Origin of the sequence: Streptomyces mesophilus (assembly GCF_040300965.1) — a bacterium.
Classification (GTDB): domain Bacteria; phylum Actinomycetota; class Actinomycetes; order Streptomycetales; family Streptomycetaceae; genus Streptomyces; species Streptomyces mesophilus_A.
The window spans coordinates 18,101-39,859 of the sequence record NZ_JBEPEW010000035.1; the positions used below are offsets into that span (position 1 = coordinate 18,101).

The following is a 21,759-nucleotide window of genomic DNA, read 5'->3' on the forward strand; positions in this document are numbered from 1 at the left end:
CTAGCCGATTCCGGCCAGCAGGGTCCGTACGAGATCTCGCGCGAACTCATCGGCCGGAGGGGGCGGGAACTGGCCGGCCGCGTCGTACGCGAAGGCTCGCTGGGCGCAGGCGCCGAGGAGCAGGGACGCGGCCGCGTAGGTGTCGGCCTCGGGGCGGATACGGCCTGCCACCTGCTCGGCACGGAGATAGGCGTCGAGACCGACGATGGGCATGTGCGGGCCCGTGCCCATCTCGCGCATGGCCGCTTCGTGGCGGGTCTTGAGCTGGGTCTCGGCGTACAGGGACGCGGCGATCGGGAAGCTCTGCTCGTAGAAAAGCGCCGCCTCGTGGGCGATCCGGACGAGGTTCTCCTCGATGGAGCGTGCGCTGGGATTTCCGGCCAGCTGGTCCAGGAGCGGGGTGAGCCGGGGCAGGCGCTCCTGGAGGACGGTCACGAAGAGCTCCTCCTTGCTGGTGAAGTGCTTGTAGAGGGCGGCCTCCGAGCAGCCTGCCTCCTTGGCGATGACCTTGGTGGTGGCACGGGCCAGGCCGACGCTGAGCATCAGGTGGTGGGCGGCGTCGAGGATGCGGGCTCTGGCCGGTTTTTGCATGAGAGCTCCTGTGGGGCTTGACGGGTGAGTGAATGCTTACCCACTCTAGGGGTGAGTGAATACTCACCCACCTCGGGTGGTGAGTGAGTGTTCACCGACCGAAGTGAGTACTTACCCACCCGAGGAGGGGCCATGAAGCTCACTGTTTTCGGTGCGACCGGCGGAATCGGGCAGGAGATCGTCCGGCAGGCGCTGGCGGCGGGACACCAGGTCACGGCGGTCGTACGGGATCCTGCCCGGCTGTCCGTACAAGGTGAGCGCCTCGAGGTCTTCCGGGCCGACCTGTCGGATGCCGAGGGGCTCCGTGCCGCTGTTGCCGGGCGCGACGCGGTGCTTTCGGGGCTCGGGGCGCGCGGGATGAAGGACGCACGCGACGGGATCGCGGCCCGGCTCACGCGGCCGGTGCTGCGGGCCATGGAGGCGGAGGGCGTGCGGCGGCTGCTCGTGGTCAGCGCCGCGCCGCTCGCCGGTGCGGCGGCCGAGCGCGAGCCGGTGGTGGACCGGGTGATGTTCCGGGTGATCAGCCGGGTGCTCAAGCCGGTCTACGACGATCTGCGGGTGATGGAGGACGAGCTGTCCTCCAGCGCCACCGACTGGACCTCCGTGCGGCCGCCGAAGCTGGTCGACAAGCCGGTGACGGGCACGTATCGCACGCGGACCGGCGGCAATCCGCGCAGCGCGCGCACGATCGGGCGGGCGGATGTGGCGCACGCGATGCTGGCACTGATCGACGATCCGGGCACCGTCAAGCAGGCGGTCGGAGTCGCCTACTGAGGGGGGCGGTCGGCAGCTCCTGCCGAGGGGGCGGTCGGCAGCGCCTGCTGAGGGGCGGTCGGCAGCTGCCGCGTCGGGCCGTGGCCGTACGACTGTGCCGCGTCGAGCCGGGCGGCTGTCGGGCCAGGCCGTGTGACTGCCACGTCAGGCCGGGCTGCTGCCAGGCATGTTCGTCAGCTGCCAGAACCCCTCCAGGAGCGTCGGCGGGGTCGGTCCGCCCAGCTCGACCTGCGTGAGCAGGATGCCGACCGCGCCCGTGGCCGGGTGGAGATGGGCCGAGGTGCCGGTGCCGCCGACCCAGCCGTAGCGGCCGGGGACGCTCCACGGGTGGGCCGCTGCGAGGTCGACTCCGGCGCCGTAACCCCAGCCCTGGCCTTCGAGGAACAGGTCACTGCCCACGCGCTGGGCTTCGGTGAGCTGGTCGGTGACCATGGCGCGGACCGAGTCCGGGGACAGCAGGCGGTGGCCCGCCTCCGAGGCGCCTTCGGCGAGCATCATGCGCGCGAAGGCGTGCCAGTCGTCCACGGTCGAGACCAGTCCGCCCGCGCCGGAGAGGAAGGCGGGCTCACTGCTCCACTGGCCGTCGGGGGCGTCCACCAGCTCCAGGCCACGACCCTCGGGGTTGTTGCGGTAGTACGCGGTGAAGCGGTCCAACTCCGTTGCGGGGACGGAGAATCCGGTGTCCTTCATGCCCAGCGGCTCGAAGATCCGCTCGGCGAGGAAGTCCCCGAGCGACTGCCCCGAAACCCGGGCGATCAGCACGCCCTGGAGCTCGGAACAGGTGTTGTAGAGCCAGGTGTCCCCCGGCTGGTGCAGCAGCGGGACCCGTGCGAGGGCCGCCATCCACTCGTCGGTGGCGGCGACTTCCTGCGGCCGCGGCGGCCCCTGCTTGAGCTCGGTGAAGAGCGGGGCGAGGGCGGGCTCGGAGAAGTCGGACGTGAACCCGTATCCGGCCGTGAAGTCGAGCAGGTGGCGGACCGTGATGGGGCGGACGGCCGGGACGGTGTCGTCCACGGGTGCGTCCGGGGTACGCACGACCCGCGGCTTCTCCAGCTCGGGAAGCCAGGGTGCGACCGGATCGTCCAGACCGATACGGCCGTCCTCGATCAGCATGAGGACGGCCGCGGCGACGATGGGCTTGGTGATGGAGGCGATACGGAAGATCGTGTCGCGGGCCATGGGGGTGCTGGAGCCGAGGCCGGTGGCGCCGACGGCTTGGACCTCCACTTGGTCGCCGTGAGCGATCAGGGCGACTGCTCCAGGGACGGCACCTTCATCCACGTAGCGCTGGAGGAGGGTGTGCAGAGCGGTCATGGTGGCCTTCCCAGTTCCGGATGTTCGAAGGTCTACGGAAGGGTGACTGACCTGGCGCCCGGAACTCATCTCTCCTGGACGCGCTCCCTCAGACTGCGCCTCGGCTGATGGGGCGCAGGGTGAGTTCACGGAGTTCGCGTGTGATGCGGGGCATCACCTCGCGCGCGCCGTCCTTTCCGCCGGACGCGACCATCCCCAGGCTGCCCTTGTCGATCCATACGCAGAGGCTCAAGGCCGTCAGGCCGGACTCATAGACCTGGCATTCCATACGGCCACCGAAGTCCCCCGGATCGGCGGACCAGGAATCCGTGGGCTCGCCCAAGGCGGTGAAACCGCTGGACATATGGGACAGCAAGTCATCGGGGTCCTCGCTGTGCAAGTCCCCGGTCGCCGCGAAGAGGAAGACACCCTTGCCGTTGTCCACGTCCAGATAGGCCCCGGAGAAGGCGCTGGCTCCGTGTGGAAGGGGCAGCGCGTCGATCTTCGCTGTGAATGCGCGGGCCTCAGCGCCGTCGCTCAGCGGGACACCGCGGTACGACTCCGGCACCGACGCCTCGTACCGCGGATACTCCGCCGCCCGCGCGGCGTACCACCCGGCGGATCCGGCCACCGACCCGAAGGCCACCAGGGCCGCGACCGCCCCGATCCATCGCTCACGCCGCGTGGCGGACGGAACGTCCGGGGCACCCGGTGCCGGCTCCCGGTAGTCGATGGGCAGCCGCGCTCGGGCCCGGACGCGGGCGCGGCGCAGCAGGTACTGCTGCTGCAGCGCGGGCAGCACGACCAGCACGGCGGAGTACGCCAGCGGCGCGGGCAGGTGAAGCGCGGGCGCCCCGAGGGCGATGACGGCCCCGAACAGGGCCGCGCCCAGGGCGAATGTGTACGGCGTGCGCACCATGATGCGAGCCGGCAGGGCACTGGGCCGGGCCAGCCCCGCCAGCGTCTCGGCGCGCACCGCGAGGCGGCGGTCGTAGGGCCAGGCGGCTGCCGCCCGCTCCGCGTGTTCGGCGGCGGTCCGCACGTCCACGCCACCGGCCAGGGCGCTGCGCGCGTCGTAGCGCTGGACGGTGGCGGGCTCGGGCCACTTGGTACCGGGCTCCCCGGCCCGGTGGAGCTCGCGCGCCTGCGGCGAACCGGGCGCGAGCTCCTCGATCCGGGCCGCCGCGGCCCTGCCGCGTGACACCCGGCCCGGCTCGTCCAGGGCGTCGCCGGCCAGGCCGAACTCCGCGTAGGCGGCGAGCAGGTCCAGGTCGTCGGGGAAGGTGACCAAGCCCATCCGGAAGGAGCGCTCGGCCTGCTCGTCGTGGTCGTCATCGTCCTCGCCGGCATGTGCCCGGCCGAGGACCGCGTACAGGCCCGGATACGGCCCGAACGCCTCGAGCGCGTCCTTTGCCTGCGTACGCGCCGCCTTGAACTCCCCCGCCCGCAGCAGCGCTTGAGCACGCTCGATGGCGAGCTGCGCGGACCGGCCGTCCCCGGGCAGCGCGAACTGCCCCTCGTTGTCGTGCATCTGTGAGTCCCCACCCCTGATGTGCTGTCGCCGATCAAGTCGGCGCAGTCACTATCAGGGGCACCCCACAGCGAGGTCAAGCACGAATCCCCAGCTCAGAGGGATACGCCGACCATCACCGGCTCGTTGACCAAAGTGACCCCGAAGGCCTCGTGGACCCCGGCGACGACCTCGCGGGCCAGCGCGAGGAGGTCCTCCGTCGTGGCCGCACCCCGGTTCGTCAGCGCCAGGGTGTGCTTGGTGGAGATACGGGCCGGGCCCGTGCCGTACCCCTTGGTGAAGCCGGCCTTGTCGATCAGCCAGGCGGCCGAGGTCTTCGTCCGCCCCTCCCCCGCCGGGTAGGCGGGCGGGGTGACGTCGGCGCCGAGGCGCTCGTGGACGCGCTCCAGGAACGCCTCGTACTGGCCCGCCGTCAGGATCGGGTTGGTGAAGAACGAACCGGCCGACCACGTGTCGTGGTCCTCCGGGTCAAGCACCATGCCCTTGCCGGCGCGCAGCTTGAGCACCGTCTCGCGGGCCTGCCCGAGCGGGACGCGGTCACCGGCCTCGACGCCGAGGGCGCGGGCGGTCTCCGGGTACTTGAGGGGGGCGCTCAGACCGCCGGCGTCCTCGAGCGCGAAGCGGACGCGCAGGACCACATAGCGCTCCGGGTCGGACTTGAAGCGGCTGTGGCGGTACGAGAAGGCGCATTCGGCGTTCGACAGGGTGACCGTCTCACCGGCCTGGCGGTCGTACGCGATCACCTCGGTGATGGTGCTGGAGACCTCCTGCCCGTACGCCCCCACGTTCTGGATCGGGGTCGCGCCCGCCGATCCTGGGATGCCGGCCAGGCATTCGATGCCCGCGAGGCCCGCCTCGACGGTGCGGGCAACGGCGTCGGTCCACACCTCGCCGGCCGCCAGCTCCAGCTGCGTACCGTCGAGTTCGAAGCCCTGGGTGGCGATCCTGAGGGCCGTACCGGCGAAGCCCTTGTCGGCGACGATCAGGTTCGAACCGCCGCCGACGACGAGGAGCGGGGTGCCCGAGGCGTCGGCGGCGCGCACCGCTTCGACCACCTCGGCATCGGTGGTCGCGGTGATCAGGCGGGCGGCCGGGCCGCCGAGCCGGAAGGTGGTCAGTGGGGCGAGCGGGGCTTCGTGGAGTTCCTGCACGCGCTCAAGGGTACGGTCCGGGGCCGACAGCTCCCGGACCGTACCCTCGTGCCTTCCCGCTCGGCGCCTCACGCACCGATCAGTTCGCGGCTCTCCTCGTGGACCTCACCGACGTGCGCGGCGGCCTTGCTCCGGCGCGGGATCGCCAGCGCCGCGAGGGCTGCCACGGCCACGGCCGCGGCGCCCGCCCACAGCGCGGGCTGCAGTCCGTCGACGAAGGTCTGCGCGGGCCCGTAACCGCCCTGCGCCGAGAAGACGGCCGCGAGGGTCGCGATGCCGAGGGCGCCGCCGACCTCGCGCAGCGCGTTGTTGGCGCCGGAGGCGATGCCCTGCTCGGAGGGGCGGACGCTGGACATGACCAGGTTCGCGGCGGGAGCGAAGAACAGCGCCATGCCGATACCGCTGATGATCAGGGCCGGGAGCTGCGCCGCGTACGAGACATCAGGGCTGAGGATCATCGCGAACCAGGCGAGGCCGACCGCCTGCAGGGCCAGGCCGGCGGCGACCACCGGGCGGCCGCCGATGCGGTCGGAGAGATAGCCCGCGATCGGCGCGACGATCATCGGCATCCCGGTCCAGGGCAGCATCCGCAGCCCCGCCTCGGTGGGCGAGTAGCCGAGGACGTCCTGCAGGAACTGGCTGAGCAGGAAGATCGAGCCGAACATCCCGAGGAACATCAGCAGGCTCGCCGCATTGATGCCGGCGAAGGCGCGGTTGCGGAACAGGCGCATGGGGAGCATCGGGTTCTTGGCGCGGATGCCGTGGCGTACGAAGGCGGCGAGCAGCAGTCCGCCGCCGATCAGGCCGGCGAGGACCTGGGCGCTGGTCCAGCCGTCGATGTTGCCGCGGATCAGGCCGTAGACGATGCCGAACAGACCGCCGCTGGCGAGCACGGTGCCGGTGATGTCGAGCGGGGCGCCGTTGCCGTACGACTCCTTGAGGCGCAGGCGGGCGAGCGGCAGGACGGCGAGGCCGAGCGGCACGTTGAGCCAGAAGATCCACTGCCAGGAGATGTGCTCGGTCAGACTGCCGCCGATGAGCGGGCCGCTGGCGACCGCGAGGCCGTTGACCGCGCCCCAGATGCCGTATGCCATCCCGCGCTTGGCGGCCGGGACGGCGGCCGTGAGCAGGGTCAGCGTGAGCGGCATCATGATCGCGGCGCCTACGCCCTGGACGGCGCGGGCGGCGATCAGGGAGTCGATACCGGGGGCTAGTGCGGCCGCCGCCGAGGCGCCGGTGAAGATCGTGAGGCCGACGAGGAACAGCTTGCGCCGGCCGAAACGGTCACCCAGTGCGGCGCCGAACATCAGCAGGACGGCGAAGGTCAGGGTGTACGCGCTGACCGTCCACTCCAGGTCGTGCATCTCCCCGCCGAAGTCCGCGCGGATCGCGGGCAGGGCGGTGGTCACGACCAGGTTGTCCAGGGCCGCCATGAACCCCGCGACGCTGGTGATGACCAGAGCCCAGACGGCTCCCCCGCGCACTGTGGTGGTCTCGGTCTCTGCTTGCTGTGACATTGCTTTCCCCTCCGCCAGTTGATTAGTTATTGATGACTAACTTCTGCGGGTACAAAAGTGCGCACCCTTCTGATGCCATGCCATGCCGCTTCGCGCTCGCCGTGCGGCGCCGCCTACTTCGGCTGCACCTCTTCGTAGAACCCGGTCCACACCCGGTGCTCGGGCTGAAACCCCATCGACACCAGGACGTTGACGAGCATCCCGTACGCGAGGAACTGCGTCGTCTCGCCGGCATCCGCACCCATCGCCAGGTTGCAGACGTCGTACATCTCCATCCACTCGGCCCGCAGGGCCTCGCCGAACTCACTGTCGCCCGCCGCCTCCGCGGCCGCGACGGCCACGTACATCTGCATCTGCATGAGCAGCTTCTCGGGGTCGTCCGCGATGAGCGCCTGGTACGCCTCCCCCATCGCCTTGGTCGCCTCCTCGCCCTGGAGCCCTTCGGACGCACGCCGGAAGACCTCGGTGACGTCCTGACAGCAACGCCGGGAGGCTTCGAGGAAGATCGCCTGCTTCCCGGGGAAGAGCCGGAAGAGATACGGCTGCGAGACGCCGACCCGCTTGGCGATCGTCTCGGTCGAGGTGCCGTTGTAGCCGCCTCGGGAGAACTCGGTGACCGCCGCCCGGATGACGCTCTCGCGCCGCTCGTCCGCACTCATTCTGACCATGCGGATAAGTTAGTGGCCAATCACTACCTACGTCAAGAGGCGCGGAAAGAGGAGCGGAAAGAGACACGCAAAGGGATACGGGAAGGGGTACGGGAAAGGGCGCCCCGACGTAGGGGCGCCCTTTACGTTCTCGCAGCTCAGACCAGCCCGAGCAGCAGCTGTCAGACCAGCTGGACAACGGCCCGCGACATCCCGAGCACCTTCTGCCCGGCACTCATCGCGATCAGATCAACCCGCACCCGGTTGTCGTCGAGCATGGCCGCGACCTTGCCGCTGACCTCGATCTCGGCGCCCTTGCCGTCGTTGGGCACGACGACCGGCTTGGTGAAGCGCACGCCGTATTCGACGACCGCGGCCGGGTCACCGGTCCAGTCGGTGACGACGCGGATCGCCTCGGCCATGGTGAACATGCCGTGCGCGATCACGTCCGGAAGCCCGACCTCGACCGCGAACTTCTCGTTCCAGTGGATCGGGTTGAAGTCACCGGAGGCGCCCGCGTACTGCACGAGCGTGGCGCGCGTCACGGGGAAGGTCTGCGCCGGCAGTTCGGTGCCGACCTCGACATCTGCGTACGAAATCTTCGCGCTCATCGTCACTCTCCGTCCGCAGCGCGCGCGACGAGCTTGGTCCACGCGGTCACGACATGCTCGCCGGCCTCGTCGTGGACCTCGCCGCGGATGTCCAGGATGTCGTTGCCCGCCATGGACTTGATCGCCTCGATGGTCGAGGTGACGCTGAGGCGGTCGCCCGCGCGCACGGGGCGCGTGTAGGCGAACTTCTGGTCGCCGTGCACGACGCGGCTGTAGTCCAGGCCGAGCTGCGGGTCCTCGATGACCTGGCCCGCCGCCTTGAACGTGATGGCGAACACAAAGGTCGGCGGAGCGATCACATCGCTGTGGCCGTACGCCTTGGCGGCCTCGGCGTCGCGGTAGACGGGGTTGGCGTCGCCGACGGCCTCGGCGAACTCGCGGATCTTCTCCCGGCCGACCTCATAGGGGTCGGTGGGCGGATAGGTCCGCCCGACGAAGGACTGGTCGAGCGCCATGGGCCCGGCACCTCCTGCAACAGATGGGGACGTACTGCTGGGTACTGCAGGTGAAAACGACGCGAGGCCGCCCCCAAACGAATGGGGACGGCCTCGCGTACGAGCCTTGTTATCGCGTCTCGCGGTGCGCGGTGTGCGCGTTGCAACGCGGGCAGTGCTTCTTCATCTCAAGACGGTCCGGGTTGTTACGCCGGTTCTTCTTGGTGATGTAGTTCCGCTCCTTGCACTCCACGCAGGCCAGCGTGATCTTCGGGCGGACATCGGTGGCAGCCACGTGAGTGCTCCTTGATGAACGGATGGTATTAACGCATAGAAGAGTAGCCGACCGGAGGACCGACCCCACAATCGGCTACTGTCAGTAGCGGTGACCGGACTTGAACCGGTGACACAGCGATTATGAGCCGCTTGCTCTACCGACTGAGCTACACCGCTGTGATGCAGTCCACGAAATGTGGTTGCACCAGAGCCCCAATGCGGAATCGAACCGCAGACCTTCTCCTTACCATGGAGACGCTCTACCGACTGAGCTATTGGGGCGAGCGATGAAGACATTACACGGTTGGTCGCCGATCGCCCAAATCCTTATGTCCCGCCTGGCCTGAGGCACTCCCCGAGTGCCTCAGGCGCCCCCTGCACCACACCGGTACGACTATTTCGCTCCTCCTCGAAGCGGGCCGCGCGGCGCCCTAGGCTCGGAACACGCTGCGTGATCTTGATCGTCACGCTCTCCTGTTCCCCGCACTGTTCCCCCGCCCCTGGAGCGCGATGCCCGACAGCCAGCCGCAGCCGCCGCACCGCGACGGCGCAGCCGAGGAGACGGCCTCGCTTCTGCTGTGCGGGGCGCGGCTCACCGACGGTCGCACGGTGGACGTGCGCCTCGGGCGCGGGCGGATCGAAGCGGTCGGTACGGCGGGGTCGCTGGCCGCGCACTCCTCGCGCGTGGATCTCAACGGCTATCTGCTGCTTCCGGCGCCGGCCGAGCCGCACGCCCACAGCGACACGGCACTCGCCGCGGACGGTGGCGGGCCGGTCTCGTACGACGTGACGGATGTTCAGCGGCGCACCACCGAGGCCGCGTTGCTGCAGCTCGGGCACGGTGCGACGGCGCTGCGCTCGCATGTGCGCATCGGTGATGTGCAGGGGCTCGGGCCGATGGAGGCGGTGCTTCAGGCGCGGCGTTCGCTGCGTGGGCTCGCCGAGTTGTCGGCGGTGGCGGTGCCGCGGCTGCTGACCGGGGTCGCCGGTGCGGACGGTCTGGCGATGCTGCGCGACGCCGTGAAGATGGGCGCCTCCGTGGTGGGCGGCTGCCCGGACCTCGACCCCGACCCCACCGGATACGTGGAGGCGGTCCTCGAAGTGGCCGCCGAGCACGGCTGCCCCGTCGATCTGCACACCGACGGCCTCGACCCGGCCCGGCTCTCGCGCCTTGCTGCGATGGCGGGCGGGCTGCGGCCCGGCGTGACCATCGGCCCGCTCGGCGGGCTCGGGCGGGTGCCGCGCGAGGTGGCCGTGCGGTCCGCGGAGGCGCTGGCGGCGGCGGGCGTGCGGGTCAGCTGTCTGCCGCAGGGCGACTGCGGCGGGCTCGGACGGCGCGGGAACACGACGGCTCCGGTACGGCTGCTGCGCACCGCGGGCGTACGGGTGGCGGCGGGCAGCGGGGCGCTCAGGGATCCCGCGAACCCCGTCGGGCGCGGGGACCCGCTGGAGGCCGCGTATCTGCTGGCCTCGCAGCACGGGCTCGACCCGGCCCAGGCCTACGACGCGGTCTGCGGTGAGGCGCGGGCTGCGATGGCGTTGCCCGAGGTGCGGGTCGAGGCGGGCTTCCCGGCCGAGCTGCTCGCGGTCCGCGGCGATGGCCTCGCCGGCGCGCTGTCCCTCGCGTACAGCAGGATCGTGGTGCACCGCGGGCGGGTGGTGGCGCGCACCAGCGCGGTGCGGGAGTACTGCGATTCGGCGGCGGCCGTCGCGCTCGATCTGCCGCGGCAGGGGCGGGCCAAGGGCAAGGAACCTTCCTGACTTCCCTTGCGGGAGTGGGGAGTTGAGGGCCGGCCGCAGTGCGCGGCGGGCTTCCTCCGCGCCTGACCGGCGGCCGTATGCGGGCTCGAGGCGTTTCGCGCAGGCGGCGGCGACCGTATGCGGAGCGTTTCGTGCGGGCGGCTTGGCGGGGAACATTCCGGGGCCCTCGCGGTGAACATTGAGCGGGCGCGCACGGCGCCCTTCTCGCCGAGGCGGCGGGTCAGGGCTGCTCGGCGTACGGTCGGAGCATGCGCATTGTCATCGCCGGGGGACACGGTCAGATCGCGCTGCGGCTCTCCAGGCTGCTGGACGCGCGCGGTGGATACGAGGTCGCGGGGCTCATCCGCAATCCCGCGCAGGGCGACGATCTGCGGGCGGCCGGCGCCGAGCCGGTGCTGTGCGATCTGGAGTCGGCCTCCGTCGAGGAGGTCGCCGCGCATCTGCAGGGCGCGGACGCGGCGGTCTTCGCCGCGGGCGCGGGGCCGGGCTCGGGTGCGGGGCGCAAGGACACGGTGGACCGGGCGGCGGCGGTGCTGTTCGCCGAGGCCGCCGAACGGGCCGGGGCGCGCAGGCACATCGTGGTGTCGTCGATGGGCGCGGATCCCGCGCACCAGGGCGACGAGATCTTCGACGCGTATCTGCGGGCCAAGGGCGAGGCCGATGCGTACGTACGCGGCTGCGAGGGTCTGGACTGGACGATCCTGAAGCCCGGGCGTCTGACCGACGGACCCGGTACTGGTCTGGTGCGGCTCGAGGCGTCGACCGGGCGCGGGGACATCGCGCGCGAGGATGTGGCGGCAGTGCTCGCGGAGCTGGTCGACTCCTCGGCCACGGCCGGGCTGACGCTGGAGCTGATCGGCGGGACGACGCCGGTGGCCGTGGCGGTGAAGGACGTGGCGGGCAACTGAGGACTCGTACCGTGGGGGCTGCTTTGGCCCTTCGTCCGCGTGGCTCACTGCCATCGTGAGTGGCCCGCACCGGCGGTGAACTGACGGAGCGCCAGGAGACCGCCGATGCCGGGCAGGAGGGCGCTGGCCTTGGTGGTGATGGCGGCTCCTTCGATACGCCAGGTCGCGACGATGACGACGAGGTAGGCGCAGCCGTGGGCCGGACCCATGAGGGAGGAGACCGGCTTCAGGTGGACGGTGGCCAGGTTGGCCAACAGGAGGATCAGGGAAGCCAGTTCCGCGTTCGCGGCGAGGCGCAGGGGGCGGAGGTTCACGGTCGGGCTCCCGTCGTGGAGGCGGGGTGGAAGTTCACGGTCGGGCTCCCGTCGTGGAGCCGGAGGTTCGCGGTCAGGCTCCCGTCGTGGAGGCGGGAGTTCGCGGTCAGGCTCCCGTCGTAGAGGCGGAAGTTCACGGTCAGGCTCCCGTCGTGGAGCCGGGGCGGATGATCATCAGGATCGTGACGGTGGCCCAGAGCAGGTTGAAGATTCCGGTGAGCATCGACAGGCGGGCGGCCGCCGTTGTGCCCGTACTCCGCGGCGCGGAGAGCGCCTGCTCCTGAGCCGGCAGAAGCAGCAGGGCCAGCACCGCGGCGGCGCCGGCGGTCAGCACGATCGAGGTGATCAGCCAGGCGTCGCCCAGGACCCCGAGGCTGCTCGCGGTGGCGAAGCCGAAGACCGGCACGGCGAGGCCGACGGCGGCGTACACACGGCAGATGCGGTGGAGCGTGCGCAAGGTGCTGCGGCTGTCCGGGTCGTCCGGTGCGCTGTGCGCGCGGCGCAGGGCCGGCGGGAACATGCTGGCGGCGACGGTGACCGGGCCGACCGCCACGATGGCGGCCAGGACGTGCAGGGCGAGGAAGAACTTGGTCATGGCCGGCGGCCCGCGTCGGTCTGCGGGGTGCGGCGTACGCCGGTGACCTTGGAGGCCGGGAGACGGCCGGCGCGGGAGGTGCCGGTCAGGGTGTCGCCGTCGAGTGTGACGGCGAACTGCAGGTTCAGGCGCAGGGGCTTGGTGATGGCCTGCTTCCAGGTGAGCCGGTCACCGTCCAGGACCAGCCCGGTGAGCGGGACCTCCTCGCCGGTACCGCGGGCTGTTCCGGTGAGGACGCCGTCTCCGCGTACGAACTCGGCCTCGGCTTTGATCCTGCCGATGGGGGTGGTGATGGCAAGGTCCCAAGTGCCTTCGGGGTGGGGGTGGTTGGGGCTGGCGGGGTGGTTGGGGCTGACGGGGTGATAGGTGGCTTCGGCTTGAGGGTCGTTGGTGGCGCGGTGGTTGGGGTCTTCGGCCGGCATGCGTGGTTCCTTTGGTGAGACGGGCAGGGCTGGGGTGCGGTCAGAAGGCGGCCGGTTCCGGGCCGGTGTTGCGCCAGACGGTGCCGCGCCGCTCGTACGCGAAGAGCGCCTCGACGGCGTGGGCGATACGGGGGCCCAGCTCGCGCTCGAGGAGGTAGAGGGCCAGGTCGAGCCCCGAGGTGACGCCGGCGCCGGTGACCAGGTCGCCGTCGTCGACGATGCGGGCGTCGACCGCGTGGGTGCCGGTGGCGTCCAGGAGGTCGAGGCCGAGGTGGTGGGTGGTGGCGTGGCGTCCCTCGATGAGGCCGGCCATGGCGAGCAGGGCGGAACCTCCGCAGACGGTGGTGACGGTGATCTCGGGGTTCTCCATCGCCGCCTTCAGGAGGGCGGGGAGGTCGGTGGTGAGGGTGCGTCCGAGGAGTACGGGGATGGACTCGGCCTCCTTGGGCCCGAGGGCGTGGTGGGACCCGTCGGGGTCGGGGCCCGAGCCGAGTTGAGGATCGACGTCGGCGTCGGCGTCGGCGTCGGCGTCGGAGCCGAGTTGAGGTTCGGCATCGGCGTCGGGTTGAGGGGCCACCTCGGTGTCGAGTGCGCCGATCCGGCCCGAGGCGCCGGGGAGCAGGATCAGCCCGGGACGCGCCGGATCCAGGGCGGCCGTGGTTCTGAGCGCCAGCCCGCCGGTCCCGCTGACGACCTCCCGCGGGCCTTCGGCGGAGACCAGCTCGACGGTCAGCTGTCCGTGGGCGGCGACCCCGCCCGCGGACAGGACCTCGAAGGGGGCGATGGCGTCGAGCGGATCGAAGCCGTCGAACAAGACGATCTGTGCGTGCAGGGGCATGTGGGTCCGGGGCATGAGCGTCCTGGGTCCTCACGGGTGCGGGTGGGCGCGGGCGGGTGCGATGTGCGGGACCGGGGGTGGCCGATCCGGGCACGCACCGAAGCTAATCCGCGCTTCCCTTCGCCTCCCAGTGGCGTTTGTGACAGGTCTCAACGGGATAGTGCCAGCGCGCCTTCAGGGGCTCGATGTGTGATCACACCGCTCTGAACTGCAGAGGAGGCAAGGGAGCAGCTGTCCTCACCGGCTTGCGCGGATGCGGCGGGGCGGTAGATTCCCGCCATGCACACCATCGCCGTGCTCGCGCTCGACCAGGTGATCCCGTTCGACCTCTCCACGCCGCTCGAGGTCTTCACCCGGACCCGGCTCCCGGACGGCCGGGCCGGCTACCGAGTCCGTGTCTGCGCCGCGACGCCGGAGACCGACGCCGGGGCCTTCGTGCTGCGCGCTCCTTGGGGGCTCGACGCGCTCGAGGAGGCGGACACGATCATCGTGCCGGGCACGTCCACGCCCGGCGCTCCGCTCCCCGCGGACGTACGGGAGGCGCTGCGCGGTGCGGCCGCGACAGGGACCCGTATCGCATCGATCTGTTCCGGCACCTTCGTCCTGGCCGCCGCCGGGCTGCTCGACGGGCTGCGCGCCACCACCCACTGGCTCGCCGCCGGCGCTCTGGCCGCCGCATACCCCGAGGTCGACGTCGACCCGGACGTCCTCTACGTGGACAACGGGCAGATCCTCACCTCGGCCGGCGCCGCCGCCGGGCTGGATCTGTGTCTGCACATGATCCGCCGCGACTACGGATCGGCGGTCGCCGCGGACGCGGCCCGGCTCTCGGTCATGCCGCTCGAACGGGAGGGCGGGCAGGCGCAGTTCATCGTCCAGGACCACGCCCCGGCCCCGCAGGGCTCCACGCTCGAACCCCTGCTGCTGTGGCTCCAGGACAATCTGTCCCGCGAACTCACCCTGGCCGATATCGCCGCACGGGCCGGCGTCAGCACCCGCACCCTGATCCGCCGGTTCACGGAACAGACCGGATCGACCCCGCTCCAGTGGCTTCACCGCGCCCGTATCCGCCAGGCGCAGCACCTCCTGGAAACCACCGCCCACCCCGTCGAACGCATCGCCACCCGGGTCGGCTTCGGCTCCCCCACCGCTTTCCGCGACCGCTTCAAGCGGACGACCGGGGTGAGTCCGCATGCCTATCGGCGGGCTTTCAGCTGACTCCGTACGCCTTCCGTGCGGTGTTACGGGGTCACGCGCACCACGTACTTGCCCCGGACCCCGCCCGACTCCAGCGCGCTGTGGGCGGCCGCCGTCTCCTCCAGGGCGAAGACCTTGTCCACCGCCGGGCGCAGCTTGCCCTCGGCCACGTGACGGGCGAGGTCGTCGAAGTCCTCGCGCAGGGGGTTCCCGCTGAAGAAGCGCACCCGGCCGCGTCCGTGGACCGCGCTGGCCGCGATGGAGCCGAGCGACGCGACGGGCCGTGACAGGTCGAAGGCGATGGTGACCATGCGTCCGCCGGGCGCGAGGAGGCGGCGGAAGGTCCGCAGGTCGCTCCCCGCGGTGTCCAGGACCACGTCGAAGCGGCCGAGTTCCGCCGGTCGCACGGACCGGTGGTCCACGGCCTTGTGGGCGCCCAACTCCCGTACGAAATCGAGGTTGGCGGCGCGGGCGAGGGCCGTGACCTCCGCGCCGTACGCCCGTCCCAGCTGTACGGCGGCGCTGCCGACGCCGCCGGCCGCTCCCCGTACGAGCAGACGCTCGCCGGGGCGGAGCCCGGCCTTGTCCCGCAGGGCGGTGACGGCCGTGGTGGCCACCGGCAGCGCGGCGGCGTCCACCAGATCGAGGCCATCGGGAACCCGGCCGAGGCGCTTGACCGGGACGGACACGTACTCGGCGGCGCTTCCGAAGCCGGAGGAGCGCCCCAGGACACCCCAGACACGATCGCCGACCGCCGGCTCCGTCAGCCCCTCGCCGGGCGCCGCCTCCGTCACGCCCCCACCGACCCCCGGCTCCGTCACGCCCTCGCCGGGCGCCGGTCCCGGCACGCCTTCGCCGAGCGCGGCGACCTCGCCGGTGAAGTCAAGGCCGACCCGCTGGGGGAACTTCCGCCCGGTCAGGAGGCGGATACGGCCGGAACGGGCCGCCAGTTCACCGCCGTTGACGCTGAACGCGTGCACCCGTACGAGCACCTCGCCGGGGGCCGGTTCGGGGCGTGGCACCCGGCCCACGTGGAGCACCTCCGGGCCGCCGTAGCGGTCGTAGAGCACTGCCTTCATCGTGCGGTCGTTCATCGTTCTCACCTTTGGTCACGGGGCCGTCGGGAGGGGCCTGCCTTCGACCGTAGGCTCGTAAGTGGACGACATCGTCCGTTTGGATCGGAGGTGAGAGACAGTGGTGGCGGAATCGTCTCGGATGAGGGGTGCGGAGGCGGGCCGGCTGCGGGCGGACGCGGGCGGGCTGCGGGCGGATGCGGGCCAGCTGCGGGCGGATGCGCGACGCAACCGGGAGCGCATCCTGGTCGCCGCCCGCGCGGTCTTCGCCGAGCACGGCATCGACGCGCCGATGGCGACCGTGGCCCGCAGGGCCGGGGTCGGTGTGGCGACGCTGTACCGGCGGTTCGAGACCCGGGACGCCCTGGTGCGGGCCGCCTTCGCGCAGCAGATGGAGACCTGCGCGCGGGCGCTGACCGATGCCCTTGCCGACCCCGATCCTTGGCGGGGGTTCCGGCGGCTCGTCGAGACGGCCTGTGCGCTGCAGCGTGAGGAGCGGGGGTTCCCGGCCGCGTTCGTCGCCGCCTTCCCGGACAGCACGACGGAGCACGCACCGACACGGGACCGGGCCGAGCGCGACCTCAGGACCCTGATCCGCAAGGCCCAGGACGCGGGCGCGCTGCGGACCGATTTCCACCCGTCCGACCTCGCCGTCGCCCTGCTGGCCCACTGCGGTCTGGTGTCCGCGCTGCCGGGCGACGAAGCCGCGTCACGTCGCCTGGTCGCGTACCTGCTCGAGTCGTTCCGCGCCGGACCGTCCAACGGGCCGCTGCCGGACCCGAGTTCGCTCTCCCTGCACAACTTCCCTGCCGCGGCCGACAACGTCCGGGGCAGCACCACCGCACGGCCTAGTCCGCCGCGGTCGCCGGGTGGATCTCGTAGGGCGTGATGCCGGGGGCCTGGCGCGTACCGTGCCGCGCTTCACCTGTTGTCAGCTGCCGAACGAATGAAGCTCCACCAAGCCCGCCCCGCCCCCGAGTTGAGGCGTGGCCGGGTGCCCCGCATCAGGCGGCGAGACGCAGTTCGCAGGTCGGCGTCCACCGCTGGACGTACCGTCCGAGTACGCCGATCATCGCGACCTCGCATCCCAGGAGCACCCGCTCCACCAGGCCGATGAGCTCACGCCCGCCGGGCCCGGCCACGTAGGCCATGAGCACCGCGCCGGCCAGCGCGGCCCAGGACAGGGCGCGCAGCCGCAGAACCGTTCCCGCCGCGCGCGGCAGAGCACGCGTCCGCCGGTCCAGCATCAGCCCGGCGAGGGGCAGCGCGACGAACGCCGCGATGGAGGCGTACCGGTGGACGTACGCAGGCGCGCTGAGGTCGGAGGTCAGCGGATCGGTGGGCACCAAGGCCGCGACCAGCAGCCCCATCCCCCAGACGGTCAGCAGAACGGTCGGCAGACCGCGTACGGGCAGCCGGCGCGCCCTGGCCACCAGCAACAGCACCAGCGAGACGGCGCCGAGCAGCCCCATCGTCGTCTCGATCGGACCTCCGCGGTCCAGCACGGCGAAGTCACTGACGGTCAACTGCAAGGGGCTGAGCCCCGGATCGTTGACCGACGGCGCCCACAGGGCGGCGGTCACGGCGAGAACGACGGTGATCCACACGGTGGGGGCGAGCAGGTGGCGGTGACGACGGAACCTCGACGCGATCATGCCCTCAGCGTGCCGCCGCACCAGCCAACGGGGCATCGGGGCATACCCCGAGGATGGCCCTGGTGTGGCCCTTAAGTACCGCCCCGGTGGCGATGATGCGGCGGATGCCTCGAATACATCGGATAGGGCGGATGCGGCGGATGCGGCGGTTGCGGCGAGGGTGGGCGTCCCCACGACCTGCGTCACGCGCCAGTGCCCAACTGGCTCAGCTCGGAGGCGCAGCCCAATCGTCGCTCAGCGCACAAGGCCCATCGATCACACGGCCTGTCGCAGGGCCGAGCTCACGTGTTCCAGTTCAGGCGGCATGACACCGATCAGCACCGCCCCATCGTCGGATGCGCACTCGATGATCCACGCGCGTCCGTTGATCCGCACTGCTTCCCCACGGGACGGCTTGCGCATGCCCACCTGGCGCAACCCCGCCGGCAGGGAGGCGACGGGCCCCAGGCCACGTCGCTCCCATATGGTCTCGCCGGCGCCGGTCACCAGACGTCCCCGCGTCCAACGACGGTCCTGGTCCGGTCGCCGGACCATGCACGGCACCTTGATCGCGACCCCTGCGGCGGCGTCTTGCGCCCGCTGCCGGACCTTGCGGCTGACCAGCCACCACCCCAGACAGCCGCCCACGAGAAGCACTGCGATCTCGATCACGGCGCCATTGAAGCATTGCCGGAACACCCTGCCCAGACCTTGTGACAACGGGGAGTTGACCGTCCGTGCCGTCCGATCAGCCGCGCGGTGCCCGTGCTCGGATCGTCAGGCGCCGGGTTCCTCCTGGAGGGCGCGTACCTCGATCCTGCTGCGCAGCGCCCGCGAGGCCTGCTTGGTCCACTCGATCGCGACGTCGTCGTTCTCGGCCTCGATGATCCAGAAGCCGCCGAGGTACTCGTCGGCCTTCACGAACGGGCCCGGTGTGAGGACGGGGCTGTCCCCGGAGTAGTCCACCGTGGTCGCGGTCGACGGGGGCTGCAGGCCTCCGGCGGTCACGAACGCGCCCGCCTCCTGAATGGCGGTGTTGAAGGCACCGACCGCGGCGATGACCTCCTGCAGCTCCGCCGGGTCCATGCTCTCCATCGTCGGCTCCTCGGCGGAGTCGTGCGGGAGGCTCAGGAAGTACTTCGTCATGGTCGTCTCCTGTTCGTAGGGCCGGCGGCCGCTGCCTGGATGTCGGCGGCCGTTGCCTGGATGTCGGAAACGCTAGGCGCGGCTCGGCGCATACGAATCAGTCATCGTGACTGGTGTCCGGGAGACCGACGACCGGCCTCGGTCACCGGGCATCGGTCTCCAGGCAGGGGCCACCCGGCGCCAGCCACCAGGCAGGGGCCCCGGCGTCAGTCACTGCACGAGGTGGGCCAGCTCGGCGCGCCCGGTGACGCCGAGCTTCGGGTACGCCTTGTAGAGGTGGTGGCCGACGGTCCGTGGGCTGAGGAAGAGCTGCGCGGCGATCTCCTTGTTGGTGTGACCTGCGGCTGCCAGCCGTACGACCTGCAGTTCCTGCGGGGTCAACAGGGTGAGCGGGCCGCTGCGCTGAGGCTCGTCGCCCCGCTCGCCGAAGGCGGCCAGCTCGCCGCGCGCACGCTCGGCCCAGAGCTGCGCGCCGAGACGTTCGAACGCGGACACGGCTGCCGCGAGATGGCCGCGGGCCTCGGCACGGCGACGACGGCGCCGCAGCCACTCGCCGTATACGAGCTGGGTGCGGGCGTGCTCGTAGGGGCCGCCGTGCCGCTCGTGGAGCCGTAGCGCCTCGGCGTACAGCGCATCGGCCTCGCTCTCGTCGGCCAGTAAGGCGCGGCACCGCAGGACGAGCCCCGTGGCGACGGGGCGGTCGACGTGCTCGGCCCAGTGCCGGAAGGCCGCCAGCGGTCCGTGGGCGCGATCCGGCATGCCGCCGCGTACGGCTGCTTCCACCAGATCCGGCACCGCCCGCACCAGGACGTCGCGGCTCGCAGGCCCCCGGGAGACTTCCTCGAGCCGGTCGAGCGCGTCCCCGAAGCGCCGGGCGGAAAGGTCGAGCATGCCGAGACCCCAAGCCGCGATCTCGGCATCGACCCGGTGCCGGGTCCGGGCGCGCGGGAGCACCTCCTCGGCAAGAGCCCGGCAGCGTGCCTCGTCACCCGACACGGCGTGCAGCCACACCTCCACCGACCGGTGGGCCAGGCTCTCGGTCGTGTTCCCGAGCTCGTCGCTCACGGACACGCCCTCCGCCACACACGCGCGGGCGTCCGCGAACTCGCCGCGCAACAGCCGTGCCACGGCAAGCACGTTCAGGGTGTACGGGACCCACCCCAGCGCCCCGGTCGCCCGCACCACGGCCAGCATGTCCTCCGTCCCGGCGACGACCCCGTCCTCATCGGCGATCATGAGGCCGCCGAACCCGGTGGTGATGCGATGCATCAGGTCGTGTCCGTCTCCGCGGCCGGCGGTGTCGAGAGCGCGCATCGGGCCGACGGCCGTCTCCGGGCGTCCGGCGAAAAGCTCCGCCCATCCGAGAAGGGCGGCAACCACGGGTGCCCAGTGCTCGGGCGGGGTGAACCCGCGCATCAGATCCGCCGCACGCTGCAGGAGGTCGTGCGCCGCCCCGTGCCGGGCGGCGTGCACGGCCTCGTAGAGCGTGAGCGCGGCGCGCTCGGGGTCGGTGTCGCGCACCAACGCGGCGGCCTCGAGCGTCAGTTCCGCATCGGCCCGCGGCGAGGTGCGTTCGTACTCCACGGCGCCACGGGTGTAGATGGCATCGGCCCGGACCCCGGTGTCGGCGGTGAGCGCGAGCGCTTCCGCCGCGAGCCGTGCGGCGCGGTCGGCCTTGCCCGCGTCGAACGCGGCCTGGCTGGCCCGGGCGATACGCCGGGCCTTCAGCTCACGGTCGGCGCTGAGCCGGCCGGCGCGTTCGTAGGCGGCGCACACCGCCATCGCGCCGCCTCGGTGCCAGGCACGCTCCGCCACGCCTTCGAGTTCGGCGGCCACCGCCTCGTCGGGCCGGGTGGTGGCGGCAGCGAGGTGCCAGGCCCGGCGGTCGGCATCGGCGTCCGCGCGCAGGGCCTCGGCGTACGCCCGATGTACCTCGATCCGCCGGTGCAGCGGCGCGTCCTGGTAGGCGGCCGCCCGCACCAGGGGGTGGCGGAACGTGATCCGGCTGTCGATCCGGACCAGCCGGTCGCGTTCGGCGGGTGCCAGGTCGCCGGCGGCGCCACCGAGGGATTCGACCACGTGCAGGATCGTCGCGAGGGGCGCCGCCGTGTCGGCTGCCGCCACCACAAGCGCGCGTCGGGTGGGTTCGGGAAGCTCCACGATCTGGTGGCGGAACGCCTCCTGCACGCGGCGGGTCACCGGCAGCGGGCCGACCTGCTCGGCCGGGTCGGACTCGTCGGCGTCGCGGGCCGCGAGCCGCGACAACCCGAGCTCGATGACCGCCAGGGGATTGCCGCCGGATTCCGCGAGAACCCTGGTCCGCACCCGTTCGGCGAGTTCCGGTGCGTGGTCGTCGAGCAGCCGGGCGGCATCTGGCGCAGCGAGGCCGGACAGATCCACGACCTCGACGCCCGCGACCACGGAAGGCTCCACCGTATCGCGTACCGCGAACAGCACCGCGATCGGGTCGGCCACGAAGCGGCGGGCCGCGAACAGCAGCGCCTCCACAGAACCCTGGTCGAGCCATTGCAGGTCATCGACCACCAACAACAGCGGGGAATCCTCGGCCAGATCGGCGAGCAACGAAAGAGTGCCGGCAGAGATCAGGAACCGGTTGACTTCGTCTCCCTCGGCCAGCCCGAAAGCACAACGCAGCGCCATCGCCTGGGGTTTGGGCAGGGCGTCCAGCCGATCCAAGTGCGGAAACAGGAGTTGATGCAGACCGCCGTACGCCAGCTCGTAGTCGGACTCGATCCCGGCCACGCGGACCACCTGCATGCCCTCGGCTTCGGCGCTCGACACGGCGTGGTCGAGAAGGGCCGATTTCCCGATCCCCGGCGCACCCCGCAGCCCCAGCGCCCCGCTGCGTCCGCCCCGCGCATCCGCCAACAGGCGCCGCACCCGCGCCTGTTCGACATCCCTTCCCACCAGCGACATGCGGGCACCCTAGTGCGCGGTGGTGAACTCGGTCACGGCGCCTGGTCAGGACGGTCCGGCCATCCACGCGTCGGTCTTCGAGTCGGGGTGACGAACGGCGAGCTCGGCG

23 protein-coding genes and 2 tRNA genes are annotated in these 21,759 nt (G+C 71.5%); 5 read left to right on the forward strand and 20 right to left on the reverse strand.

What is annotated here, in order from left to right; genetic code table 11:
• Positions 1-591, reverse strand: coding sequence for a TetR/AcrR family transcriptional regulator (locus tag ABT367_RS15395; protein WP_352253450.1), 591 nt, complete (start codon positions 589-591; stop codon positions 1-3).
• 132 nt (positions 592-723) lie between these two features.
• Between ABT367_RS15395 and ABT367_RS15400 the strand changes: the two genes are divergently transcribed.
• On the forward strand, positions 724-1,365 hold the full coding sequence (locus ABT367_RS15400) for an NAD(P)-dependent oxidoreductase (protein ID WP_352253452.1): 642 nt from the start codon (positions 724-726) through the stop codon (positions 1,363-1,365).
• Positions 1,366-1,509: 144 nt separating this feature from the next.
• Here ABT367_RS15400 and ABT367_RS15405 read toward each other — a convergent pair whose 3' ends face one another.
• The 10 genes from ABT367_RS15405 to ABT367_RS15450 form a co-directional block, all read right to left on the reverse strand.
• Positions 1,510-2,679: a serine hydrolase domain-containing protein gene (locus ABT367_RS15405; protein ID WP_352253454.1), complete on the reverse strand. Its 1,170-nt coding sequence runs from the start codon at positions 2,677-2,679 to the stop codon at positions 1,510-1,512.
• An 88-nt stretch (positions 2,680-2,767) separates the two neighbouring features.
• The gene (locus tag ABT367_RS15410) at positions 2,768-4,189 is read right to left on the reverse strand and encodes a tetratricopeptide repeat protein (RefSeq protein ID WP_352253456.1); all 1,422 of its coding nucleotides are present in this window, start codon (positions 4,187-4,189) and stop codon (positions 2,768-2,770) included.
• 95 nt (positions 4,190-4,284) lie between these two features.
• Positions 4,285-5,340: a UDP-N-acetylmuramate dehydrogenase gene (locus ABT367_RS15415; protein ID WP_352253458.1), complete on the reverse strand. Its 1,056-nt coding sequence runs from the start codon at positions 5,338-5,340 to the stop codon at positions 4,285-4,287.
• 68 nt (positions 5,341-5,408) lie between these two features.
• Positions 5,409-6,857 carry an MFS transporter gene (locus ABT367_RS15420; RefSeq protein WP_352253460.1) on the reverse strand — a complete coding sequence of 483 codons (1,449 nt, stop codon included), beginning with the start codon at positions 6,855-6,857 and terminating at the stop codon, positions 5,409-5,411.
• A gap of 113 nt (positions 6,858-6,970) precedes the next feature.
• Positions 6,971-7,525 carry a TetR/AcrR family transcriptional regulator gene (locus ABT367_RS15425; protein ID WP_352253462.1) on the reverse strand — a complete coding sequence of 185 codons (555 nt, stop codon included), beginning with the start codon at positions 7,523-7,525 and terminating at the stop codon, positions 6,971-6,973.
• Between the two features lie 161 nt (positions 7,526-7,686).
• Positions 7,687-8,115, reverse strand: coding sequence for a MaoC family dehydratase (locus ABT367_RS15430; RefSeq protein WP_352253464.1), 429 nt, complete (start codon positions 8,113-8,115; stop codon positions 7,687-7,689).
• A gap of 2 nt (positions 8,116-8,117) precedes the next feature.
• Positions 8,118-8,570: a MaoC family dehydratase N-terminal domain-containing protein gene (locus ABT367_RS15435; protein ID WP_352253466.1), complete on the reverse strand. Its 453-nt coding sequence runs from the start codon at positions 8,568-8,570 to the stop codon at positions 8,118-8,120.
• Positions 8,571-8,679: 109 nt separating this feature from the next.
• The gene (gene rpmG, locus ABT367_RS15440; RefSeq protein ID WP_003948671.1) at positions 8,680-8,844 is read right to left on the reverse strand and encodes a 50S ribosomal protein L33; all 165 of its coding nucleotides are present in this window, start codon (positions 8,842-8,844) and stop codon (positions 8,680-8,682) included.
• Positions 8,845-8,929: 85 nt separating this feature from the next.
• A tRNA-Met gene (locus ABT367_RS15445) sits at positions 8,930-9,002 on the reverse strand.
• Positions 9,003-9,034: 32 nt separating this feature from the next.
• Positions 9,035-9,107 (reverse strand) — tRNA-Thr (locus ABT367_RS15450).
• A 228-nt stretch (positions 9,108-9,335) separates the two neighbouring features.
• Here ABT367_RS15450 and ABT367_RS15455 point away from each other — a divergent pair.
• A complete protein-coding gene (locus tag ABT367_RS15455) occupies positions 9,336-10,586 on the forward strand; it encodes an amidohydrolase family protein (protein ID WP_352253468.1) in 1,251 nt (416 codons plus the stop codon).
• Between the two features lie 248 nt (positions 10,587-10,834).
• On the forward strand, positions 10,835-11,494 hold the full coding sequence (locus ABT367_RS15460; RefSeq protein WP_352253470.1) for an NAD(P)H-binding protein: 660 nt from the start codon (positions 10,835-10,837) through the stop codon (positions 11,492-11,494).
• Positions 11,495-11,538: 44 nt separating this feature from the next.
• Here the strand turns inward: ABT367_RS15460 and ABT367_RS15465 are convergent, their stop codons facing one another.
• From ABT367_RS15465 to ABT367_RS15480, 4 genes are all read right to left on the reverse strand, one after another.
• Positions 11,539-11,808 (reverse strand): DUF3817 domain-containing protein, encoded by a 270-nt coding sequence (locus ABT367_RS15465; RefSeq protein WP_352253472.1) that lies wholly within the window; start codon positions 11,806-11,808, stop codon positions 11,539-11,541.
• Positions 11,809-11,947: 139 nt separating this feature from the next.
• Complete coding sequence (locus ABT367_RS15470; protein ID WP_352253474.1) at positions 11,948-12,403, reverse strand: hypothetical protein; 456 nt, start codon at positions 12,401-12,403, stop codon at positions 11,948-11,950.
• Positions 12,400-12,696 carry a hypothetical protein gene (locus tag ABT367_RS15475; RefSeq protein WP_352253535.1) on the reverse strand — a complete coding sequence of 99 codons (297 nt, stop codon included), beginning with the start codon at positions 12,694-12,696 and terminating at the stop codon, positions 12,400-12,402. The genes ABT367_RS15470 and ABT367_RS15475 overlap by 4 nt, the downstream gene beginning before the upstream one ends.
• Positions 12,697-12,865: 169 nt before the next feature.
• Positions 12,866-13,657 carry a DJ-1/PfpI family protein gene (locus tag ABT367_RS15480; RefSeq protein WP_352253537.1) on the reverse strand — a complete coding sequence of 264 codons (792 nt, stop codon included), beginning with the start codon at positions 13,655-13,657 and terminating at the stop codon, positions 12,866-12,868.
• A gap of 285 nt (positions 13,658-13,942) precedes the next feature.
• Between ABT367_RS15480 and ABT367_RS15485 the strand changes: the two genes are divergently transcribed.
• Entirely contained in the window at positions 13,943-14,881 is a 939-nt protein-coding gene (locus tag ABT367_RS15485) for a GlxA family transcriptional regulator (protein WP_352253476.1), read from the forward strand.
• 23 nt (positions 14,882-14,904) lie between these two features.
• On the opposite strand, the gene ABT367_RS15490 is transcribed toward ABT367_RS15485, so the two are convergent.
• On the reverse strand, positions 14,905-15,954 hold the full coding sequence (locus ABT367_RS15490; RefSeq protein WP_352253478.1) for an NAD(P)-dependent alcohol dehydrogenase: 1,050 nt from the start codon (positions 15,952-15,954) through the stop codon (positions 14,905-14,907).
• A 121-nt stretch (positions 15,955-16,075) separates the two neighbouring features.
• On the opposite strand from ABT367_RS15490, the gene ABT367_RS15495 reads away from it, so the two are divergent.
• Entirely contained in the window at positions 16,076-16,822 is a 747-nt protein-coding gene (locus ABT367_RS15495) for a TetR/AcrR family transcriptional regulator (RefSeq protein WP_434975472.1), read from the forward strand.
• A gap of 115 nt (positions 16,823-16,937) precedes the next feature.
• Here the strand turns inward: ABT367_RS15495 and ABT367_RS15500 are convergent, their stop codons facing one another.
• From ABT367_RS15500 to ABT367_RS15515, 4 genes are all read right to left on the reverse strand, one after another.
• The gene (locus ABT367_RS15500) at positions 16,938-17,588 is read right to left on the reverse strand and encodes a DUF998 domain-containing protein (protein ID WP_352253480.1); all 651 of its coding nucleotides are present in this window, start codon (positions 17,586-17,588) and stop codon (positions 16,938-16,940) included.
• 255 nt (positions 17,589-17,843) lie between these two features.
• Positions 17,844-18,239 (reverse strand): hypothetical protein, encoded by a 396-nt coding sequence (locus tag ABT367_RS15505; protein ID WP_352253482.1) that lies wholly within the window; start codon positions 18,237-18,239, stop codon positions 17,844-17,846.
• Positions 18,240-18,344: 105 nt separating this feature from the next.
• The gene (locus tag ABT367_RS15510) at positions 18,345-18,713 is read right to left on the reverse strand and encodes a YciI family protein (protein ID WP_199547324.1); all 369 of its coding nucleotides are present in this window, start codon (positions 18,711-18,713) and stop codon (positions 18,345-18,347) included.
• A 210-nt stretch (positions 18,714-18,923) separates the two neighbouring features.
• Entirely contained in the window at positions 18,924-21,650 is a 2,727-nt protein-coding gene (locus ABT367_RS15515) for a helix-turn-helix transcriptional regulator (RefSeq protein WP_352253484.1), read from the reverse strand.
• Between the last annotated feature and the right edge of the window lie 109 nt (positions 21,651-21,759).